Origin of the sequence: Pseudomonas sp. RC3H12, assembly GCF_018596375.1 — a bacterium.
GTDB lineage: Bacteria > Pseudomonadota > Gammaproteobacteria > Pseudomonadales > Pseudomonadaceae > Aquipseudomonas.
Genome location: NZ_CP075595.1, coordinates 4,516,364 through 4,536,069, shown reverse-complemented (window position 1 = coordinate 4,536,069; position 19,706 = coordinate 4,516,364). Strand labels below are relative to the sequence as shown.

The 19,706-nt window shown below is 61.3% G+C and carries 20 protein-coding genes; 11 read left to right on the top strand and 9 right to left on the bottom strand.

The window, feature by feature from the left end; translation table 11 throughout:
- The first annotated feature begins 15 nt into the window (after positions 1-15).
- From hisB to hisF, 5 genes are read left to right on the top strand one after another with little or no spacing between them, the layout of a single operon-like run.
- Positions 16-609 carry an imidazoleglycerol-phosphate dehydratase HisB gene (hisB, locus tag KHO27_RS20685; protein ID WP_028688464.1) on the top strand — a complete coding sequence of 198 codons (594 nt, stop codon included), beginning with the start codon at positions 16-18 and terminating at the stop codon, positions 607-609.
- On the top strand, positions 610-1,248 hold the full coding sequence (hisH, locus tag KHO27_RS20680) for an imidazole glycerol phosphate synthase subunit HisH (RefSeq protein WP_214500706.1): 639 nt from the start codon (positions 610-612) through the stop codon (positions 1,246-1,248).
- Positions 1,249-1,509 (top strand): DUF2164 domain-containing protein, encoded by a 261-nt coding sequence (locus KHO27_RS20675; protein WP_023629859.1) that lies wholly within the window; start codon positions 1,249-1,251, stop codon positions 1,507-1,509. It abuts the gene before it with no gap.
- 27 nt (positions 1,510-1,536) lie between these two features.
- The gene (hisA, locus tag KHO27_RS20670) at positions 1,537-2,274 is read left to right on the top strand and encodes a 1-(5-phosphoribosyl)-5-[(5-phosphoribosylamino)methylideneamino]imidazole-4-carboxamide isomerase (protein ID WP_046853804.1); all 738 of its coding nucleotides are present in this window, start codon (positions 1,537-1,539) and stop codon (positions 2,272-2,274) included.
- A gap of 9 nt (positions 2,275-2,283) precedes the next feature.
- Positions 2,284-3,054 carry an imidazole glycerol phosphate synthase subunit HisF gene (hisF, locus tag KHO27_RS20665; protein ID WP_023629858.1) on the top strand — a complete coding sequence of 257 codons (771 nt, stop codon included), beginning with the start codon at positions 2,284-2,286 and terminating at the stop codon, positions 3,052-3,054.
- Between the two features lie 36 nt (positions 3,055-3,090).
- Here hisF and choV read toward each other — a convergent pair whose 3' ends face one another.
- The 3 genes from choV to KHO27_RS20650 form a co-directional block, all read right to left on the bottom strand.
- On the bottom strand, positions 3,091-4,269 hold the full coding sequence (gene choV / locus KHO27_RS20660; protein ID WP_102681807.1) for a choline ABC transporter ATP-binding protein: 1,179 nt from the start codon (positions 4,267-4,269) through the stop codon (positions 3,091-3,093).
- Positions 4,266-5,114, bottom strand: a complete 849-nt coding sequence (gene choW, locus KHO27_RS20655; RefSeq protein WP_172402369.1) for a choline ABC transporter permease subunit — start codon at positions 5,112-5,114, stop codon at positions 4,266-4,268. The genes choV and choW overlap by 4 nt, the downstream gene beginning before the upstream one ends.
- Before the next feature lie 81 nt (positions 5,115-5,195).
- Positions 5,196-6,143, bottom strand: coding sequence for a choline ABC transporter substrate-binding protein (locus KHO27_RS20650; protein WP_023629855.1), 948 nt, complete (start codon positions 6,141-6,143; stop codon positions 5,196-5,198).
- A gap of 444 nt (positions 6,144-6,587) precedes the next feature.
- Between KHO27_RS20650 and KHO27_RS20645 the strand changes: the two genes are divergently transcribed.
- The 4 genes from KHO27_RS20645 (at position 6,588) to KHO27_RS20630 (ending at position 11,466) form a co-directional block, all read left to right on the top strand.
- Positions 6,588-7,964, top strand: coding sequence for an L-serine ammonia-lyase (locus KHO27_RS20645; protein ID WP_110697298.1), 1,377 nt, complete (start codon positions 6,588-6,590; stop codon positions 7,962-7,964).
- 389 nt (positions 7,965-8,353) lie between these two features.
- Positions 8,354-9,460, top strand: a complete 1,107-nt coding sequence (gbdR, locus tag KHO27_RS20640; RefSeq protein WP_028688457.1) for a choline metabolism transcriptional regulator GbdR — start codon at positions 8,354-8,356, stop codon at positions 9,458-9,460.
- A 235-nt stretch (positions 9,461-9,695) separates the two neighbouring features.
- A complete protein-coding gene (locus tag KHO27_RS20635; protein WP_214500705.1) occupies positions 9,696-10,469 on the top strand; it encodes a hypothetical protein in 774 nt (257 codons plus the stop codon).
- Positions 10,470-10,695: 226 nt separating this feature from the next.
- Positions 10,696-11,466 carry a hypothetical protein gene (locus KHO27_RS20630; protein ID WP_214500704.1) on the top strand — a complete coding sequence of 257 codons (771 nt, stop codon included), beginning with the start codon at positions 10,696-10,698 and terminating at the stop codon, positions 11,464-11,466.
- Positions 11,467-11,615: 149 nt separating this feature from the next.
- Here the strand turns inward: KHO27_RS20630 and KHO27_RS20625 are convergent, their stop codons facing one another.
- Positions 11,616-11,873 carry a hypothetical protein gene (locus KHO27_RS20625; RefSeq protein ID WP_110697302.1) on the bottom strand — a complete coding sequence of 86 codons (258 nt, stop codon included), beginning with the start codon at positions 11,871-11,873 and terminating at the stop codon, positions 11,616-11,618.
- Between the two features lie 325 nt (positions 11,874-12,198).
- On the opposite strand from KHO27_RS20625, the gene KHO27_RS20620 reads away from it, so the two are divergent.
- Positions 12,199-13,527 (top strand): hypothetical protein, encoded by a 1,329-nt coding sequence (locus KHO27_RS20620; RefSeq protein ID WP_110697304.1) that lies wholly within the window; start codon positions 12,199-12,201, stop codon positions 13,525-13,527.
- A 279-nt stretch (positions 13,528-13,806) separates the two neighbouring features.
- Here the strand turns inward: KHO27_RS20620 and KHO27_RS20615 are convergent, their stop codons facing one another.
- From KHO27_RS20615 to choX, 4 genes are all read right to left on the bottom strand, one after another.
- Positions 13,807-14,280, bottom strand: coding sequence for a thioesterase family protein (locus KHO27_RS20615; RefSeq protein WP_110697306.1), 474 nt, complete (start codon positions 14,278-14,280; stop codon positions 13,807-13,809).
- Positions 14,281-14,291: 11 nt separating this feature from the next.
- Positions 14,292-15,257, bottom strand: a complete 966-nt coding sequence (locus KHO27_RS20610) for an L-carnitine dehydrogenase (RefSeq protein WP_110697308.1) — start codon at positions 15,255-15,257, stop codon at positions 14,292-14,294.
- A gap of 20 nt (positions 15,258-15,277) precedes the next feature.
- Positions 15,278-16,162, bottom strand: coding sequence for a 3-dehydrocarnitine:acetyl-CoA trimethylamine transferase CdhC (gene cdhC, locus KHO27_RS20605; RefSeq protein ID WP_110697310.1), 885 nt, complete (start codon positions 16,160-16,162; stop codon positions 15,278-15,280).
- Positions 16,163-16,286: 124 nt separating this feature from the next.
- Entirely contained in the window at positions 16,287-17,231 is a 945-nt protein-coding gene (gene choX / locus KHO27_RS20600) for a choline ABC transporter substrate-binding protein (RefSeq protein ID WP_214500703.1), read from the bottom strand.
- Positions 17,232-17,377: 146 nt separating this feature from the next.
- Between choX and KHO27_RS20595 the strand changes: the two genes are divergently transcribed.
- Entirely contained in the window at positions 17,378-18,325 is a 948-nt protein-coding gene (locus tag KHO27_RS20595) for a GlxA family transcriptional regulator (RefSeq protein WP_110697314.1), read from the top strand.
- Between the two features lie 79 nt (positions 18,326-18,404).
- Here KHO27_RS20595 and KHO27_RS20590 read toward each other — a convergent pair whose 3' ends face one another.
- Positions 18,405-19,601 (bottom strand): class I SAM-dependent rRNA methyltransferase, encoded by a 1,197-nt coding sequence (locus tag KHO27_RS20590; protein WP_046853814.1) that lies wholly within the window; start codon positions 19,599-19,601, stop codon positions 18,405-18,407.
- Positions 19,602-19,706 lie beyond the last annotated feature (105 nt).

Genomic DNA, 19,706 nt, shown 5'->3' with positions numbered 1-19,706 from the left:
TTTGCGGAGCTGGTGATGGTCGAACGTAAGGCTTCCGTCGAGCGCAATACCCTGGAAACCCAGGTCAAGTGCTCGATCAACCTCGATGGCAGCGGCAAGGCCCGATTCGAAATCGGTGTGCCTTTCCTTGAACACATGCTCGACCAGATCGCCCGGCATGGGCTGATCGACCTGGATATCGAGTGCAAGGGCGACCTGCATATCGACGACCACCATACCGTCGAGGACGTCGGCATCACCCTGGGCATGGCGTTCGCCCAGGCCATCGGCGACAAGAAAGGCATCTTCCGCTACGGCCATGCCTATGTGCCGCTGGACGAGGCCCTGTCGCGGGTGGTCATCGACTTCTCCGGCCGTCCGGGCCTGCAGATGCATGTGCCGTATACCCGTGCCACCGTGGGCGGCTTCGATGTCGACCTGTTCCAGGAGTTCTTCCAGGGCTTCGTCAACCATGCCCTGGTGACCCTGCATATCGACAACCTGCGTGGCCACAACACCCACCACCAGATCGAGACTGTGTTCAAGGCGTTCGGCCGCGCGCTGCGCATGGCCGTTACCCTCGACGAGCGCATGGCCGGGCAGATGCCTTCCACCAAAGGGTGCCTGTAAATGCAGACGGTAGCCGTGATCGACTATGGCATGGGCAACCTGCACTCGGTGGCCAAGGCCCTGGAGCATGTGGGCGCCGGCAAGGTATTGGTGACCAGCGATGCCGCGGTGATTCGTGAAGCCGACCGCGTGGTGTTCCCAGGCGTCGGCGCGATCCGCGACTGCATGGTCGAGATTCGCCGCCTGGGTTTCGACAGCCTGGTGCGCGAAGTCAGTCAGGACCGCCCGTTTCTCGGCATCTGCGTAGGCATGCAGGCGCTGCTCGAGCGCAGCGAGGAGAACGACGGTGTCGACTGCATCGGCCTGTTCCCAGGCCAGGTGCGCTTCTTCGGTAAAGACCTGAAGGAAGACGGCGAGCACCTGAAGGTGCCGCACATGGGCTGGAACGAAGTCGGCCAGACCATCGACCACCCGCTGTGGCATGACATCCCCGACCGTGCGCGTTTCTACTTCGTGCACAGCTACTTCATCGAGGCCGGCAAGCCGGGCCAGGTGGTCGGTCGCGGCCACTACGGCGTCGATTTCGCCGCGGCGCTGGCCGAAGGCTCGCGTTTCGCCGTGCAGTTCCACCCGGAGAAGAGTCATACCCATGGCCTGCAGCTGCTGCAGAACTTCGTCGCCTGGGACGGGCGCTGGTAAATGAGCCGATCGAAGACCAAGGCCCCGATCATCACCCTGACCCCGGAGCAGGAGCGCGAGGCGCTCGACACGCTCAAGCGCTTTCTCGAAGACCGCTTCGAGCTGGAGCTGGGGTCGTTCGAGGTGGCCGAGGTCCTCGAGCTGTTCAGCAAAGAGATTGCACCCCATTACTACAACAGGGCGATTGCCGATGTTCAGCTGCACCTCAAGGAGCGGTTCGAGAGCATCGAAAGCGACCTGTGGGCGCTCGAGAAGCCCTGAATTCCAACGATTAGACAGGTTCCTCACATGCTGATTATCCCCGCTATCGATCTCAAGGACGGTGCCTGCGTACGCCTGCGCCAAGGCCGCATGGAAGACTCCACGGTATTTTCCGACGACCCGGTGAGCATGGCCGCCAAATGGGTCGAAGGTGGCTGCCGCCGCCTGCACCTGGTCGACCTCAACGGCGCTTTCGAAGGCCAGCCGGTCAACGGTGAAGTGGTCACGGCTATCGCCAAGCGCTATCCGACCCTGCCGATCCAGATCGGCGGTGGCATCCGCTCGCTGGAGACCATCGAGCACTACGTCAAGGCCGGTGTCAGCTACGTGATCATCGGCACCAAGGCGGTCAAGCAGCCTGAGTTCGTCGCCGAAGCGTGCAAAGCGTTCCCTGGCAAGGTCATCGTCGGCCTGGACGCCAAGGACGGCTTCGTCGCCACCGACGGCTGGGCCGAAGTGAGCAGCGTGCAGGTCATCGACCTGGCCAAGCGTTTCGAGGCCGATGGCGTCTCGGCGATCGTCTACACCGACATCGCCAAGGACGGCATGATGCAGGGCTGCAACGTGCCCTTCACCAAGGCCCTGGCCGAAGCCACGCGCATTCCGGTGATCGCCTCGGGCGGCATTCACAACCTGGGCGACATCAAGGCCCTGCTGGACGCCAAGGCTCCGGGCATTATCGGCGCCATCACCGGCCGTGCCATCTACGAAGGCACCCTCGACGTCGCCGAGGCCCAGGCCTTCTGCGACAACTACCAAGGCTGAGGAGCGACCATGGCACTGGCCAAGCGCATCATCCCTTGCCTGGACGTGGACAACGGCCGGGTGGTCAAGGGCGTCAAGTTCGAGAACATCCGCGATGCCGGCGACCCGGTGGAGATCGCCCGGCGCTACGACGAACAGGGCGCCGACGAGATCACCTTCCTCGACATCACCGCCAGCGTCGATGGCCGTGACACCACCCTGCATACCGTCGAGCGCATGGCCAGCCAGGTGTTCATCCCGCTGACCGTGGGCGGTGGCGTGCGCACCGTGCAGGACATCCGCAACCTGCTCAACGCCGGTGCCGACAAGGTGTCGATCAACACCGCCGCGGTGTTCAACCCGGAGTTCGTCGGCGAGGCGGCTGACCGTTTCGGTTCGCAGTGCATCGTCGTTGCCATCGACGCCAAGAAAGTCTCCGGCCCGGGCGAAACCCCGCGCTGGGAGATCTTCACCCACGGTGGGCGCAAGCCTACCGGGCTGGATGCGGTGGAGTGGGCGAAGAAGATGGAAGGCCTGGGGGCTGGCGAGATCCTGCTGACCAGCATGGACCAGGATGGCATGAAGAATGGCTTCGACCTGGGCGTGACCCGCGCCATCAGCGATGCGCTGGGGATTCCGGTGATTGCTTCCGGTGGCGTGGGTAACCTGCAGCACCTGGCCGACGGCATCCTGGAAGGGCATGCCAGCGCGGTGCTGGCGGCGAGCATCTTCCACTTCGGCGAGTACACGGTGCCGGAAGCCAAGGCCTACATGGCTTCGCGGGGGATCGTCGTACGCTGATCCACTGATTGGGGCCGCAAGGCGGCCCCAATTAAATCACCCGTGATTCTTGCCGAGCAACGCGTGATACAACTCGGTATCCCCGAGTATCCCCACCACCTTGTCGTTATCCTGCAGCACCAGCTTGTTGCCGGTCTGGTAACGAATCTGCAGCGCTTCGCGCATGCCGATATCAGCGTGTACCACGGTTGGCCTGCGCTCCAGCAAGCCGACGTCCTGCCCCGGCGCCCAGTTCTGCATGTCCAGGCCATTCTGGCCCTGGCGTGCGCGCTTGAGCGAACCGCCTTCGCCAAGGTCCAGCCATGAGTCGATGCCCGGGTCCAGGCACACCGAACCGTTGACTCGCCGGCAATTGTCCAGGCTGCGCATCAGGCTGCGGCCACACAGCACGTTGAGCGGGTTGGTGTGGGCGACGAAGGTGCGCACGTATTCGTCGGCCGGGTTGAGCACGATCTCTTCCGGCTTGCTGTACTGGATGATGCGCCCGTCCTTCATGATGGCGATGCGGCTGCCCAGTTTCAGCGCCTCGTCCAGGTCATGACTGACGAACACGATGGTCTTGCTGAGTTTGCTCTGCAGGGCCAGCAGTTCGTCCTGCAGGCCCTGGCGGATCAGCGGGTCGAGGGCCGAGAACGGCTCGTCCATCAGCAGGATATCGGCGTCCATCGCCAGCGCCCGGGCCAGCCCCACGCGCTGCTGCATGCCACCGGAGAGTTCGTCCGGTTTCTTGTTGCGCCACTGGGTCAAGCCCACCAGCTCGAGCTTTTCATCCACCAGCTTGCGCCGTTCCTTCTCCGGCCGGCCCTGCATCTCCAGGCCGAAGCTGATGTTCTCGCGCACCGTCAGCCAGGGCATCAGGGCAAACTTCTGGAACACCATGGCGATGCGCTTGGTGCGCATCATCTTCAGCTCTGCCGGGGTGCAGTGGGCGATATCGATGTGCTTGCCTTCGTGCTCGACGAACAGCTTGCCGCGGCTCACGGTGTTGAGGCCGTTGATGCAGCGCAGCAGGCTGGATTTGCCCGAGCCGGACAGGCCCATGAGCACGCATATCTCGCCCTTGTTGATGTCCAGGTTGGCCTTTTCGACGCCGACCACCAGGCCCGTCTGCTTGAGGATCTGCTCGCGGGTCTGGCCTTGGTCGAGCAGGGCCAGCGCCTCGCGCGGCTTGCTGGAGAAGATGACGTCGACGTCTTCGAAACGAATGATGCTCATGCCTCACCCCTTACCGGCAGCTCCGGTTGCTTGCAGATACGGTCGAGCATGATCGCCAGCAGCACGATGGCCAGGCCCGCTTCGAAGCCCAGGGAGATATCGGCGGTGTTCAGTGCGTTGACCACGGGTTTGCCCAGGCCGTCGGCACCGACCAGGGCGGCAATCACCACCATCGACAGCGACAGCATGATGCATTGCGTCACCCCGGCGGCGATGCTCGGCATGGCGTGTGGCAGTTCGATGCGGGTCAGCAGCTGGCGGCGCGAGCAGCCGAAGGCCTTGCCGGCGTCCATCAGTTCCTGCGGCACGTCGCAGATGCCCAGATAAGTGAGGCGGATGGGCGCTGCGATGGCGAACACCACGGTGGAGATCAGCCCCGGCACCACGCCCAGGCCAAACAGGGTCAGGGTCGGGATCAGGTAGACGAAGGTGGGCACGGTCTGCATCAGGTCCAGCACCGGGCGCATGGCGGTGTAGAACATCGGCTTGTGCGCGGCGGCGATGCCCAGCGGCACGCCGATGACCACGCAGACCACCGTGGCGAAGGTGACCTGCGCCAGGGTTTCCATGGTTTCCTGCCAGTAACCCAGGTTAAGGATCAGCAGGAACGACAGGGCGACGAAGACGGTGAGCGCCCATTTGCGCTGGATCAGGTGCGCGAGGGCGGCGAACAGGGCGATTAGCACGAACGGGTTGAACCAGGTCAGGGCGCTGGTGACCCCATGGATCATGAATTCCAGGCCTGCGGCGATGGCGTCGAAGTAGCTGGCGCCATTCTGGGTCAACCATTCGACGAATGAGGCGATGTACTGCCCCAGGGGTATTTTCTGATCGATAAGCATGATAGCGAGCTTCCACCTGCAAAGATTGAAATCAGTCCGGGGTGGGCACGGTCCCACCCCGCGGTGTTGCCATGGCGTCTTGCGTTATTGCGTCAGTTTGGCCTTGGCCGCCTCAAGGCCGGGTTTGCCGTCCACGGTGGTCACGCCGGCGAGCCAGGCGTCGAGCTTGCCGGGGTTGTCCTTCAGCCATTTTTTCGCGGCCGCCTCGGGCTTCATCTTGTCGTCCAGGACATAGCCCATCATGGTGCTTTCATCCTTGAGCTCGAACGACAGGTTCTTCAACAGCTGGCCAACGTTGCCGCATTCCTGTGCGTAGCCCTTGCGGGTGTTGGTCAGCACGGTGGCCTTGCCGAAGTCGGGACCGAAATAGGCATCCCCACCGGTCAGGTACTGCATCTTGAAGCGGGTGTTCATCGGGTGCGGTTCCCAGCCGAGGAAGACGATCGCGTCTTCACGCTTCTGCGCCCGGTCGACCTGCGCCAGCATGCCTGCCTCGCTGGACTGCACGATCTGGAAGCCCGCGTCCTTCAGGCCGAAGGCGTTGTCGTCGATCATCTTCTGGATGGTGCGGTTGCCATCGTTGCCTGGCTCGATGCCGTAGATCTTGCCCTTGAGCTCCTGCTTGAACTTGGGAATGTCGGCGAAGTCTTTCAGGCCTTTGTCATACAAGGCTTGGGGCACGGCCAGGGTGTACTTGGCGTTTTCCAGGTTGGCGCGCACGGTCTCGACGGTGCCGGCATCGCGGTACTGCTTGATGTCGTTCTCCATGGTCGGCATCCAGTTGCCGAGAAATACGTCCAGGTCCTTGCCGGTGGCCAGCGACTTGTAGGTCACCGGTACCGAGATCATGGTGGTGTGGGTCTTGTAGCCCAGGGCTTCGAGCACGACGCTGGTGGTCGCGGTGGTGACCGTGATGTCGGTCCAGCCGACATCGGAGAACCGTACCGTCTGGCACTGCTCGGGTTCGGCGGCCTGGGCCAACAGCGGAGCGGACAGCAACGCGACCAGCAACAGCTTGGGTGAACCTTTCATGGATGGACTCCTGTGATTTTATCTTCGGGTTCGCGTGGGCCGCCGGGCGTTCTCAGGGCTCCGGTCGACCAGGCCTGCAGAGGGCAGGGTGCGAGGCCGTGCAATACGAGTCGCTTTCGATAATCCTCCAGCGTTCGGCAATCGCCTACTGGTGGCGTCGTATCCAGTACAGGACGGGTCGTATCCAGTACGGACGATGTCGCAACTGGGTTTTTCCACCCCCATACCTCGGTTTTTGCGTCGTCCCGCCGCTGGAAAACGGCGCACGAAAGGCCCGTGCAGCGGCGGCGCTGCTGGACAAAAGTACGTCGGTTGCAGACGGCGAAGGGCTGGGCAAAAGCCCGATGATGCGAGCATTCAAGGCGGCTCGACTGTTTCAGCCTAGCAGTTGCTCCGCCCTGCGCCTGGCGCGCAGAGACAAGCCCAGCAAGAGGTGATTCGACAATGGCCATCAGCGTGTTCGACCTGTTCAAGATCGGTGTCGGGCCCTCCAGCTCGCACACCGTCGGCCCCATGCGCGCCGGTGCGCTGTTCGTCCAGGGGCTGCGTGAGCGCGGCGAGCTGGAGCAGGTGCGGCGTATCGAAGTGAGGCTGTATGGCTCGCTGTCGGCCACCGGCGTCGGCCACGGCACCGACAACGCCACGATCATGGGCCTGATGGGCGAATGGCCGGACGCCATCGATCCCAGCCAGATCACCCCACGCATCGCCGACCTGCGCGAAACCAACGTGCTCAAGCTCGACAGTCGCCTGCCCATCGAGTTCGTCTGGGCCCGCGACATGCTGCTGTTGGACGAGAACCTGCCGTACCACCCCAATGCCATGACGCTGATTGCCGAAGGCGGGGCGGGCGAGCTGCACCGCGACACCTATTACTCGGTGGGTGGAGGCTTCGTGGTCGATGCCGCCCAGGCCGCCAGTGGCGTGCTGGACGCCGACCAGACCGTGCTGCCCTACGACTTCGACAGCGCCGCAGAACTGCTGCGCCTGTGCAGGCAAAACGACCTGCGCGTGTCGCAATTGATGCTGGAGAATGAAAAGGTCTGGCGCAGCGAAGCCGAGATCCGCGCCGGCCTGCTCAAGCTCTGGCAAGCCATGCAGGAGTGCGTGAACAACGGCCTCAAGCATGAAGGCATCCTGCCCGGCGGGCTCAATGTGCGTCGCCGCGCCGCCCGTCTGCACCGCAGCCTGCAGGAGCTGGGCAAGCCCAACGTGATCGGCTCGACCATGAGCGCCATGGAGTGGGTCAACCTGTTCGCCCTGGCGGTCAACGAAGAGAACGCCGCCGGCGGGCGCATGGTCACTGCGCCCACCAACGGCGCGGCGGGGATCATCCCGGCGGTGTTGCACTACTACATGCGTTTCTCCGACGCGGTGGACGAGTCCAATGTGGTGGACTTCTTCCTCGGCGCGGCGGCGGTGGGCATCCTGTGCAAGAAGAACGCCTCGATCTCCGGCGCCGAGGTTGGTTGCCAGGGCGAGGTCGGCTCGGCTTGCGCCATGGCCGCCGCAGGCTTGGCCGATGTCCTCGGCGCCACCCCGGCGCAGTTGGAAAACGCCGCCGAGATCGCCCTGGAACACAACCTCGGCCTGACCTGCGACCCGGTCGGTGGCCTGGTGCAGGTCCCGTGCATCGAGCGCAACGCAATCGCTGCGGTAAAGGCGATCAATGCCGTGCAGATGGCCCTGCGCGGTGATGGCGAACATTTCATCTCGTTGGACCAGGTGATCCGCACCATGCGCGACACCGGCGCCGACATGCACGACAAGTACAAGGAAACCTCCCGCGGAGGCCTGGCGGTCAGCGTCATCGAATGCTGATGCGCCGTTCTGGCCCGTGCGTGACCAATGCGCCACATTCTGGCGCATTGGTTGTCATCTACCGGCCGTCGCCTGTCGTTACCAGCAGGACCGTTGTCGGTGACACTTAAGTCTGTCGCATCTGGGCAAGCTTCCCACAAGTGCTACCGATTTGCTCAGGGGTGACGCGCAGAGGCGCTGGCTCGCCTGTTTGCGTTTGACGCAAGGCTGATTGCCCAGGCCGCTGGAAGGCGCGTGCCGACGTCGCTTTTGGGTTTTATTGGATGGGCGTTCAAATTCAGGCATGCCATTTGCGTTGAGATTGGCAAAGCCCCTGCATACGAAACGGGGCCATTACAAGAACAGTGCTCGCCTGAGGCACACCCTGCATTGTGTGAGGAGAAATCGCGATGACGTCGTACACCTCCGGGACCCCAACCCAGAACCGCACAGCACCCCAGTCCATCGGCTTTCTCCTGCTGGACAACTTCACCCTCATTTCCCTGGCGTCGGCGGTCGAACCGCTACGCATGGCCAACCAGCTGTCCGGTCGCGAGCTGTACCGCTGGCACACCCTGACCGTCGACGGTGGCCAGGTGTGGGCCAGCGACGGCCTGCAGATTACCCCCGACGCGGCCATGCACAGTGCCCCGCCGATAGACACCGTGATCGTCTGCGGTGGCGTCGGCATCCAGCGCACCGTCACCCGTGAGCACGTCACCTGGCTGCAAGCCCAGGCCCGGCAGTCGCGTCGCCTTGGCGCGGTGTGTACCGGCAGCTGGGCGCTGGCCTGCGCCGGCCTGCTCGACGGCTTCGATTGCAGCGTGCACTGGGAATGCCTGGCGGCGATGCAGGAGGCCTACCCGCGGGTGAACATGAGCACCCGCCTGTTCACCCTCGACCGCAACCGCTTCACCAGCTCCGGCGGCACCGCGCCGCTGGACATGATGCTGCACCTGATCAGCCGCGATCACGGCCGCGAGCTGTCGGCGGCGATCTCCGAGATGTTCGTCTACGAGCGCATCCGCAACGAGCAGGACCACCAGCGCGTGCCGCTCAAGCACATGCTCGGCACCAACCAGCCGAAGTTGCAGGAAATCGTCGCGCTGATGGAAGCCAACCTCGAGGAGCCGATCGACCTCGACGAGCTGGCGGTCTATGTGGCGGTGTCGCGGCGCCAGCTCGAGCGCCTGTTCCAGAAGTACCTGCACTGCTCGCCGTCGCGCTACTACCTCAAGCTGCGGCTGATCCGCGCCCGGCAGTTGCTCAAGCAGACGCCGATGTCGATCATCGAGGTGGCTTCGGTGTGCGGGTTCGTCTCCACGCCGCACTTCTCCAAGTGCTACCGCGAGTATTTCGGCATTCCACCGCGTGACGAGCGGGTGGGTTCGAACACAACTCAGCAAGTGGCGATGATGCCGATCCCGCAGGCCATGGCGCTGTCGCCCCATAGCGGGCCGATGGCGGCGCTGAGCCAGGCGCGCAATGAGTCGACCTTTGCCAGTGTGAGGCTCTGAACCCCGCGTTTTCGATGCGGGATAGCTGCAACCAAGCGCTTTCAATAGCGTAGCTGATTACTCTTCAGCCTGGTCGCTCATTGCGACCAGGCTTTTTTTTGAGTTACACCTGATATTTCTACTAGTTGTTGATATTGATCTGTGGGCGAATAATGCCTGGGAGCGAGTGTCCGAGTAACTCTTCTAATCCGGTAATTTGAATTTTTTGTATTGTGTTTGAGCGAGGTGAAGAAAGATGAAAGGAAGATGTTTTTGCATTGCCTCAATTCTTGCAGTGGGTAACTTCATGATAGAAGCGACGGCTGCATCGGAGCCGTTAGCCGAAAAAAGAACGTACAGCACAATAGCGGTGACAGCATTTAGGGCTGACTACCTGCAAGGTGAAAGATGTACTGTTAATGCGCAGCCGGCTTATAAAATAGAGATGTGTGATGTCGCAAAAAATAAAGAGATTCGATCATTGATGCTTACACAGCTTCCCAATAGCACTATGACACTCTGTTTGACAACTGAATCAAATGAGAACGCACTGTGCATAACAGGTTCGCGCAATGGTCAGGAATTCAAGAGCAGGGAGATTATTGTGCTGCGTCCACAAAACTTAGTTGGTCTCTCGCCTTATAGGGTCTCGTCGTATAATACGGCTTTGTATGACAAGGTCGCTTATGTGACTTACACGGCTTTAAGAGCCGTCACGGTAAGTATATATCCGCGGGTAAGTAGTTCGCCTATTTGTAAATTCGCGGTTGACGAAGGAGGCGAGGTTGATGTCAGGGCGATGTGCCCTGGGGCAGATTTTTCAAAGACGGATCTTCGCCTACAGATCTCCGAAAAACCTGTAAGTGGAAAGGTATGTTTTCAAGGGGCGACTAGTTCTGATAGCGCTTGCTACAGTACTGCTAGATCGGAATTTGAGGTGCCGGAGCTGGGCGGGCCCGCCCGTGGCGGGCAGGTGGAGCTTGAGACGAGAGGGGATGTCAGAGGTAAACTGCAGAAGGTGAAGTACTAGGCTCTGTACGAGAGAGATATTGCAAACACTGCATGGTACATGCCAGTGAGACCATGTCGGCGTAGCTTTTCGCGATTCTGTCGAAGCATTTCACGTTCAGGGGGCTGCCTTTCAGCCAGCCAAGCATGTGTTCGAGAATGCGCTGAGGCTCTTTGGACCGATCAATTAGTCTGGGTAAGTCAGATTGCGCTTTGCTTTGTCGAGCGCAGAGTGAAGAGAGGTGACTATGAAGTCCAATAAAATCATGGCGATGGTTGGGGCTATCTTGTGCATGGCGTCATCCGCTTTGTGGGGCGCACAGCCCGGTGTCGAAGGCGAGTATGACTTCATCATGCAATTTAGACTGTTTGACGGTGATCAGAAGGAACTTTGCAAAGTCAAACACTGGGGGTTCGATGAAGCGAAACCTTGCACATGGTCTGGCAAACCTGCTGAGTGGCTGGAGCTCTTTGCCGGCACTGATAATCGGGCCTATAGTTTCGGGCGCGTGTGTGGAAAAAAACCTACTGGAGAAAGCCTGTTTTGCGTGATGTTTGACCTGACTGATGGCGGTTATGGTGATCACGGTCTTCTCAAACTCATTCAACAGGACGAAAGATCTATGGCTTTTTATCAGTATCAGCCTTCTCCCTACTCGGAAGTCGAATTTACCTATGAGCATGGGGCAATGTTCGTTGATTTCTATCCTTTCCAGAATATGCAAGGAGATAAACTATGTACGATTGAAGTCGGGCGCGGCGCCTCCGTTTCAGCCTGTGGAGAAAGCGGTGAGCGTGCCCACTCTGCAAAAATAATCGGCCTTCCGAAAAATGCAAAGGCCTGTTTTCGAGCAGTGAAGGACGAGGCCAACCGGTGCTATGAGGGCGATCGACACAACTATGGCGTATATACACTTTCTATTCCGGACCTGAATAGCAAGGCCGTGCCTAGGGCAAAAGTAACGAGTAAAGGTGATGTATTAGCAACCAAGTTGTACAGTGTTGACCTGTTGCAATAACGCTTATTTGTCGGGAACCGGCCGATTGAGCATTGCTCGGCTTGCACAGGGTCTCGACCTCGCTGCCGCTGGCGGTCTTGGAACGCCACCGTGGTACTGTGATGTCGCGGTGGGGCGAGTCCATTCAATTACGATGGCCAGTCAAAGCTTCAGGCGCGCTTGTTGAACTGCGCCAACGCCGGCAGCAACTGCTTGTCGATAGCCTGACGCACTGCCGGGAGAATGGTCGCGCTGCCGGTGTACAACTGCTCGACCATGCCCTTCAGTGCCCGCACATTGGGCTCGGTCAGCCCGCGTATCACCACCTCGCAGGCCTGCTCGGCGCTGGCGCCGGCCGGAATGTCGAAACCCCGCGAGCGCAGTTGACCCAGTAGGTCATCCTGGTCGATCAAGTCCGCATGCATCATGACTAATGTCCTTCGCTGCTGTTGTTTGCCATCGATTCTGTGTCCGACGCACCAGCGTGGCAAGGGCGGATTGTCGCGATGGCCGCTTTGGCTAAGAACAGGTCGTTTACGGCTAAATCGCCGAAGAAGGAAGGCCGCACACTGAAGTCATTCACGGCACCGAGGGTTTGGTCACCCTCACTGCATGCACAGTGGATGTTGCTCGCTCTTGGCCCCGGATGCTCACGGCTTTCCGGGGTTGTTTTTTGGGCGACCTATAAATTCTGCTAGTTGTCGGCCGCCCTGCCTTCATCTCTAATGAGGTCATTCGAACAGGAGCAGCGGCATGGCCTCGCTATTAAGAATGATGTTAACAATGGCGTTAGCTATTTCCCTTCTTTCAGCTTGTTCCTTGACCCAGCAGACATCAGCGCCGACGGCGCGTGCGGCGCCAGCGCTTTTCGAGCTTGGGCCCACAATGGACCACCAAGGCTGGCTTGAAATGCAGCGTAAAATAAACCTTGGAGCTTATCTAAACGACTTGCTTGATGACCCTGCGAATCAGGAGATTCGTTTGGTGACCGTTTTCCCGGAAATTGTCGTGCATGGAACTCGAATGATTTCGGTGCTACTGCCGGGTGAAAAGCAGGTGCACTATCAGCTTCGCTGGTTCGGTGATGACAAACCGGGCAAGTCCTATTGGTATGGCGACAGGCCGTCTGATCGTAAACAACGCTTCTCGTCATCTGCGGAGGTGGACGTCGATCCATCAAGCTGGGTGTCGCTGGTTCGCTATGGCGATAAAGTATTTGGAGAGATACGTGTAGACGGACAACTTTACCGGCTCGATTATGTGGGGGCAGGGCAGCAGGTATTGATAAGAGTGGACGCTTCGAAATCCGTGCAGGCCCAGACTTGTATTCGAGTAGAAGACCCTGATCCGAGCCCCTCCGCCCATCCTTTTGTACGGCAGCAGAGCGCGCGATCGACGGCAGTCAGTACTGTCCGGGTAATGATGATGAGTACTGTCGAAGCCCGTGCGGGTTTTTCCCGCAGGCCCGCAGACTATCCCAGCCTGTCAGATATCATGGAAGATCATCTGATTTTTGCAAATCGCCAGTTGCAGGGCAGTGGTGTTGAAGTAAAGTATGATTTTGCCGGGTATGTTGAAAGTATCGCCAGCGAAAAAGGCCGGACACCCAATGCGGTCTTGAACCTGATCCGTATGAGTGGCAGCGATGTGTACACTCAGATGCAGGCAGCTCGTGATAGCTTGCGCGCCGATCTGGTGCTCACCGCCATTGTCGACCCAACGGTGTTCGGCAGGTATTACTTCGCGAGTCGTAAAGAGACTGGATTCAGCACCTGGAACGTATTGGGTGATTACCTGGACATGGGGCATGTTCTGGGTCACAACATCGGCGGTGAGCATTACTGGGAACCAGGCGACCCAGATTTTTTTGACCCGCCCTATCAGCACGGCTATCTACTCCCTGGCGGCAATGCCAGAACCATAATGACGGATTATGAAGACTGCCGGGGCTGCACGAGGCTCAACTACTACTCGAGTCCGCTCAAACAGTGGCAGGGTATACCATTAGGCACGGCAGAGCGCCATGACGTGGTGCGTCGACTGAATGAGCGGCGGGCGGCTGTTGAAGATTTTTATCCTTGATGGCTTATTTCCAAGGCCCAATAGGCAGGGCGTAGTAAAATTTTCAGCGCTGCAGGAAAATGCTGTGATGAAATTACTTATGAGGATTGGGCGTGTCTGCATGACCATTATTTATTCGACAGGGCTTTATGCTGGCGAACCGGTAAAGCCGCGGGTGAGTCTGATTGCTTATAAGGTATCAAAGTCGTTGGGGCTCTGTGCTCAGTCGACTATTTACAGTGACCTACATATGTGACATGGCCCTCGCCAGTAAGGGAGGGCCTTTCTGCGAGCGGGTGTTCAACGTGGGGCAAGTGAGATGGACCGGCCGATAAAGTCAGGGGGAAGGTCGGAATTCTGAGTTGCTACCAATTTTTCCAGTTTGTCCTTGCAGTCATCATCAAACGGCGCCGACTTCGGCCCCGCCAGATCCACATGCAGCAACATCTGCTCACTGGCCGCCAACGCCTCGTCAGACCCCTGCCGGTGCAGGCTGTGGTACAGGTGCAGGCGCTTCCTGTCGAAGCCGATGATCCGCGTCTGCACCCATACCTCGGTATCCAGTTTCACCTCATGCAGGTAGTTAATGTGTGCCTCCAGGGTGTACAGCGAATGTCCGCTCTGGCCCCGTGCATCAGCGTCCAGGCCGATACGCTCCATCAACGCATCGGTGGCATAGCTGAAGATCAGCAGGTAATAGGCATCGCGCAGGTGGCCGTTGTAGTCGACCCAGTCCGGCAGTACCGCAGTGCGATAAGTAATCAGTGCGGGCATCGTCGTTTCTCCTAGTCGCCGAAGGCCATGCCATGGCTGGCCTTGCTGTTCTTCACCGCCTCCAGAACAGCCAGCAGGGTGTCGTCACGATAACGCTCCAGCGCGGCGATGCTGCGTTCGCCCAATTGCTCCGAGGTGCCTTCAACCACGTCGTCAATCAGCTTGTCCGTCAGTTCCGGCGCTGGCAGGTAGGTCCAGGGTAGCTTCAATGCCGGGCCGAACTGGGCCATGAAATGGCGCATGCCGGCATCACCACCAGCCAGTGTGTAGGTGAGGAACGTACCCATGAACGACCAGCGCAGCCCAGCGCCAAAGCGAATCGCGTCGTCGATCTCGCCGGTGCTGGCGACACCGTCGTTGACCAGGTGCAGGGCTTCGCGCCATAGCGCTTCGAGCAGTCGATCAGCGATAAAACCGGGGACCTCCTTGCGCACATGCAGCGGGCGCATGCCCAGGCTGGTGTAGATGCTTTTCGCAGCTTCGACGGCTTCAGGGCTGGTCTTGCGACCGCCGACGATTTCCACCAGTGGCAGCAGGTAGACCGGGTTGAACGGGTGCCCCACCACGCAGCGTTCGGGGTGGGTCGCTGACTCGTAGAACTCGCTGGGCAGCAGCCCCGAGGTGCTGCTACCAATGATTGCATCCGGCTTGGCGGCGGCGCTGATCTTGCCATGCAGGTCGAGCTTGAGGTCCAGGCGTTCGGGGGCGCTCTCCTGAATGAAATCGGCGTCGCGCACGCATTCCTCGATAGTGGTCACGAACCTCAGGCGATCCTGCGATGCGCCGGGTGCCAAGCCTTGTTTTTGCAGCGCCGGCCAGGCGTTGGCGATGCGCTTGCGCAGCGCGGCCTCGGCACCGGGCGCTGGGTCCCAGGCGACCACGTCGAGGCCATGGGCCAGGGCACGGGCGACCCAGCCGCTGCCGATCACGCCGCTACCCAGTGCGGCGAAAGTCTTGATGTCGGTGATGAAAGGCATATTTGGCTCCTGCGGGGATATTAGCGACGCTTGAGGTTCATCTTTTCCCGGCCTTCGGCCGGGGTAAGCACACGGCCACCCATGCGGGTGATGATCTCGGCGGCCCGCTCGACCAGCTGGCCGTTGCTGGCCAGCACGCCACGGTCCAGGTACAGGTTGTCTTCCAGCCCGACCCGCACGTTGCCGCCAAGCAGGACCGCCTGGGCAGCCATCGGCATCTGCATGCGGCCGATGCCGAAACCGGCCCAGGTGACGTTGGCAGGCAGATTGTCGACCATGGCCTTCATGGTGGTGGTGTCGGCCGGGGCGCCCCACGGGATGCCCAGGCACAGCTGGAACAGCGGGTCTTGCAGCAGGCCTTCCTTGATCATCTGTTTGGCGAACCACAGGTGACCGGTGTCGAAGATCTCCAGCTCGGCCTTCACGCCCAGCTCGGTGATGCGCTTGGCGCCGGCACGCAGCTGCGCCGGAGTGGAGACATAGATGGCGTTGCCATCGCCGAAGTTGAGGGTGCCGCAGTCCAGGGTGCAGATCTCCGGCAGCAGCGCTTCGACATGGGCCAGGCGCTCCAGCGGGCCGATCAGGTCGGTGCCCGGGCCGAATTCCATGGGCAATTCGCCTGGGCCGATCTCCAGGTCGCCGCCCATGCCTGCGGTGAGGTTGACGATGATGTCCACGTCGGCCTCGCGAATGCGTTCCATCACCTCGCGGTAGAGGTTGACATCGCGGCTGAAGCGGCCGGTCTGCGGGTCGCGGACGTGGCAGTGGACCACCGTGGCGCCGGCCTTGGCGGCTTCGACGGCGGACTCGGCGATCTGTTTCGGCGTGACCGGGACCAGGTGGCTCTTGGCGACTGTGTCGCCGGCACCGGTAAGGGCGCAGGTGATGATGACGTCGTGGTTCATTGATCAGTTCCTTGGGGTGTCTTTGCTGGCCCTATCGGCGGCAAGCCGGCTCCCACAGGGTTGCCGATGAACCCTGGTCGTGTGGACGTCCCGTGGGAGCAGGCTTGCCTGCGATGAGGCCGTGTCAGTTGGCAGTGAACTTGAGGTTTTCCGCGGCTGGCTTGCCGTCGAAAGTGGTCACCCCGTCAAGCCAGCGGGCCTTGTCCTGGGGGTGGTCCTTGAGCCACTGGCGCGCGGATTCCAGCGCGTCCTTGTGATCGAGCAGCGGCTGCATCATCCGGCTCTCGTCCTCGGCGCTGAAGCTGAGGTTGGTCAGCAGGCGATGGGCGTTGGGGCAGCGCTGGGCATAGTCCGGCGCGGTCACCGTCCACACCGTGGCGCGGCCCTCGTCCGGGCCGAGGGCGTCCTGGCTGTCGCCCAGGTAGACCATGTCGATGTTCACGTTCATCGGGTGCGGCGCCCAGCCGAAGAACACCACCGCCTCCTTGCGCCGCACGGCGCGGTCGACGGCGGCGAGCATGCCGGCCTCGCTGGACTCGACCAACTGGAACTTGGCGAGGTCGAACTGGTTCTTGCTGATCATCGCCTTGATCTGGGTATTGGCGCCGGAACCGGGCTCGATGCCGTAGAGCTTGCCGCCCAGCTCCTTGTGGAACTTGTGGATGTCGGCAAACGTCTTCAGGCCCTTGTCGGCCAGGTATTTCGGCACAGCGAGGGTGGCGCGGGCATCTTCCAGGCTGGGCTTGTCGAGCACCTTCACCTGGCCGGCCTGGACGAACGGGGTGATGGTCTGGGTCATGATCGGGTTCCAGTACCCGAGGAACATGTCCAGGCGCTTGTCGCGGATTCCGGCGAAGATGATCTGCTGCGAGGCACTGGTCTGCTTGGTCTGGTAGCCCAGGCCGTCGAGGAGCACCTGGGCCATGGCGCTGGTGGCGATCACATCGGTCCAGTTGACCACGCCCAGGCGCACATCCTTGCAGGCGGCGGGTTCGGCGGCGAAAAGCGGCGTGGCTACGGTAGTGCTGAGCGCGAGGGACAACAGGCTGCGGCGGATAAAGCGATGCATGGTGGCTCTCCATCGGCAGTGCGTATTGTTATCGGATCCGGCCTCTGCGGGCCGTGAGAACACGCTACGCTGGCAGCAGGGTGGAAAATCGCACCCTGGCGACCAACACTTGCACGGAGGCGACCACCTTTGCCGCGGAGCACGCGATGCCGCAAACCATAGACTTCCTGTTGCTGCCAGGCTTCTCCGCCATGGGCTTCATCAGCGCCATCGAGCCGCTGCGCGTGGCTAACCGTTTTCGTGGCCCGCTGTACCGTTGGCGTGTGCTGAGCCTGGACGGTGGTGCGGTGCAGGCCAGCAATGGCATGTCGGTGAATGCCGACGGTGCGCTGGGGGAGGGTGAACACGGGCGCCTGTTGCTGCTGGTGGCGGGTTTCGAGCCGTTGGCGTGCTATGGGTTGAAGCTGCAGCACGTGCTGCGTCGTCTCGATCATGAGGGCGTGGTGCTGGGCGGGATCGACACCGGCGCGATGCTACTGGCCGAGGCCGGCCTGCTCGATGGCCACCGCGCCACCCTGCATTGGGAGGCACTGGAGGCGTTCAAGGAGCGTTACCCACGGCTGCAGGCAACCCAGGAGCTGTTCGAGATCGACCGCCGACGCATCACCTGCGCCGGCGGTACGGCCTCCATCGACCTGATGCTCGACCTGATCGCCCAGGCCCACGGCAGCGAACTGGCGGTGCAGGTGTCCGAGCAGTTCGTGCTCGGGCGCATCCGCCCGCGCCAGGACCACCAGCGCATGCAAATCGCAACGCGCTATGGGTTGCGCAACAAGAAGCTGGTGAAGGTGATCGGCGAGATGGAGCGCAATACCGAGCTGCCACTCAATACCCAGGTGCTGGCCGATGGCGTGCAGGTGACCCGGCGGCAGCTGGAGCGGCTGTTTCGCCTGCACCTGGACGACACGCCCAGTGGCTTCTATCTGCGCCTGAGGTTGGACAAGGCCAGGCAGCTGCTGCGCCAGACCGACATGAGTGTGCTGGAGGTGGGTGTCGCATGTGGGTTCGAATCGGCGTCGTACTTCACCCGCTGTTATCGGGCACGGTTCGAGCGCTGTCCCAGGGAGGATCGACGGCTGGCGGTGCCGTCATGACGCCTGGACCGGGTCGAGCCTCGGCAAGCCGGCTTCCACAGGTGCCGCGTAGCGCGAAACCTGAGGAAGCCGGTGAAGCTTAGCTGTTGGGCAGCAAGCGGCAGGTGATGCTCTTGATGTAGCGGGTCTCGGCGATGGCCGGGTGCACCGGGTGGTCCGGGCCCTGGCCGCCGCGCTCGAGCAGTTGCAGGTTGCGGTCCAGGTGGCGGGCGCTGGTCAGCAGGATGTTGTGCAGGTCGTCCTCGGGCAGGTGCATCGAGCACGAGGCGCTGACCAGGATGCCGTCCTTGGTGAGCATGCGCATGGCCTGTTCGTTGAGGCGGCGGTAGGCAGCCTCGCCGTTCTTCAGGTCTTTCTTGCGTTTGATGAAGGCGGGTGGGTCGGCGATGATCACGTCGAAGCGCTCTTCGGCGGCTTTCAGCTCGCGCAGTGCTTCGAACACATCGCCTTCGATGCAGGTCAGCTTCTCGCCGATGCCGTTGAGCGCGGCATTGCGCTCGACGCCATCCAGGGCGAAGCCCGAGGCGTCCACGCAGAACACCTCGCTGGCGCCGAACGCGCCGGCCTGCACGCCCCAGCCACCGATGTAGCTGAACAGGTCGAGCACGCGCTTGCCCTTGACGTAGGGGGCCAGGCGGGCGCGGTTCATGCGGTGGTCGTAGAACCAGCCGGTCTTCTGGCCTTCGCGCACCGGGGCTTCGAACTTGACGCCGTTCTCTTCAAGCGCGACCCAGTCCGGCACTTCGCCGTAGACGGTCTCGACATAACGCTCCAGGCCTTCGGCGTCGCGGGCGGCGGAATCGTTCTTGAACAGGATGCCGCTAGGCTTGAGCACCTGCACTAGCGCGGCGATCACCTCGTCCTTGTGTGCTTCCATGGTGGCCGACGCCAACTGGACCACGAGGATGTCGAAGAAGCGGTCGACCACCAGGCCTGGGAGCAGGTCGGAGTCGCCATACACCAGGCGGTAGCACGGCTTGTCGAACAGGCGCTCGCGCAGCGACAGGGCCACGTTCAGGCGGTGTACCAGCAGCGACTTGTCCAGCGGCAGCTTGGCATCGCGCGACAGCAGGCGGGCGCAGATCAGGTTGTTCGGGCTCATGGCCACAACCCCCAGCGGCTTGCCGTTGGCAGCTTCGAGAATGGCCTGCTGGCCGGCCTTCAGGCCTTGCAGCGGGGTCGCGGCAACATCGACTTCATTGCTGTAGACCCACAGGTGGCCGGCGCGCAGGCGGCGGTCGGCATTGGCTTTGAGGCGAAGGCTGGGCAGGGACATGACGTCGCTCCGGGAAAAAAGAGCGGGAGTATACCGTGTTGGCCCCAGGTTCGCTGGTGGGTGCGACCAAGTGGTCCATGCCCACGGCTAAAGAAATTCTTGGAT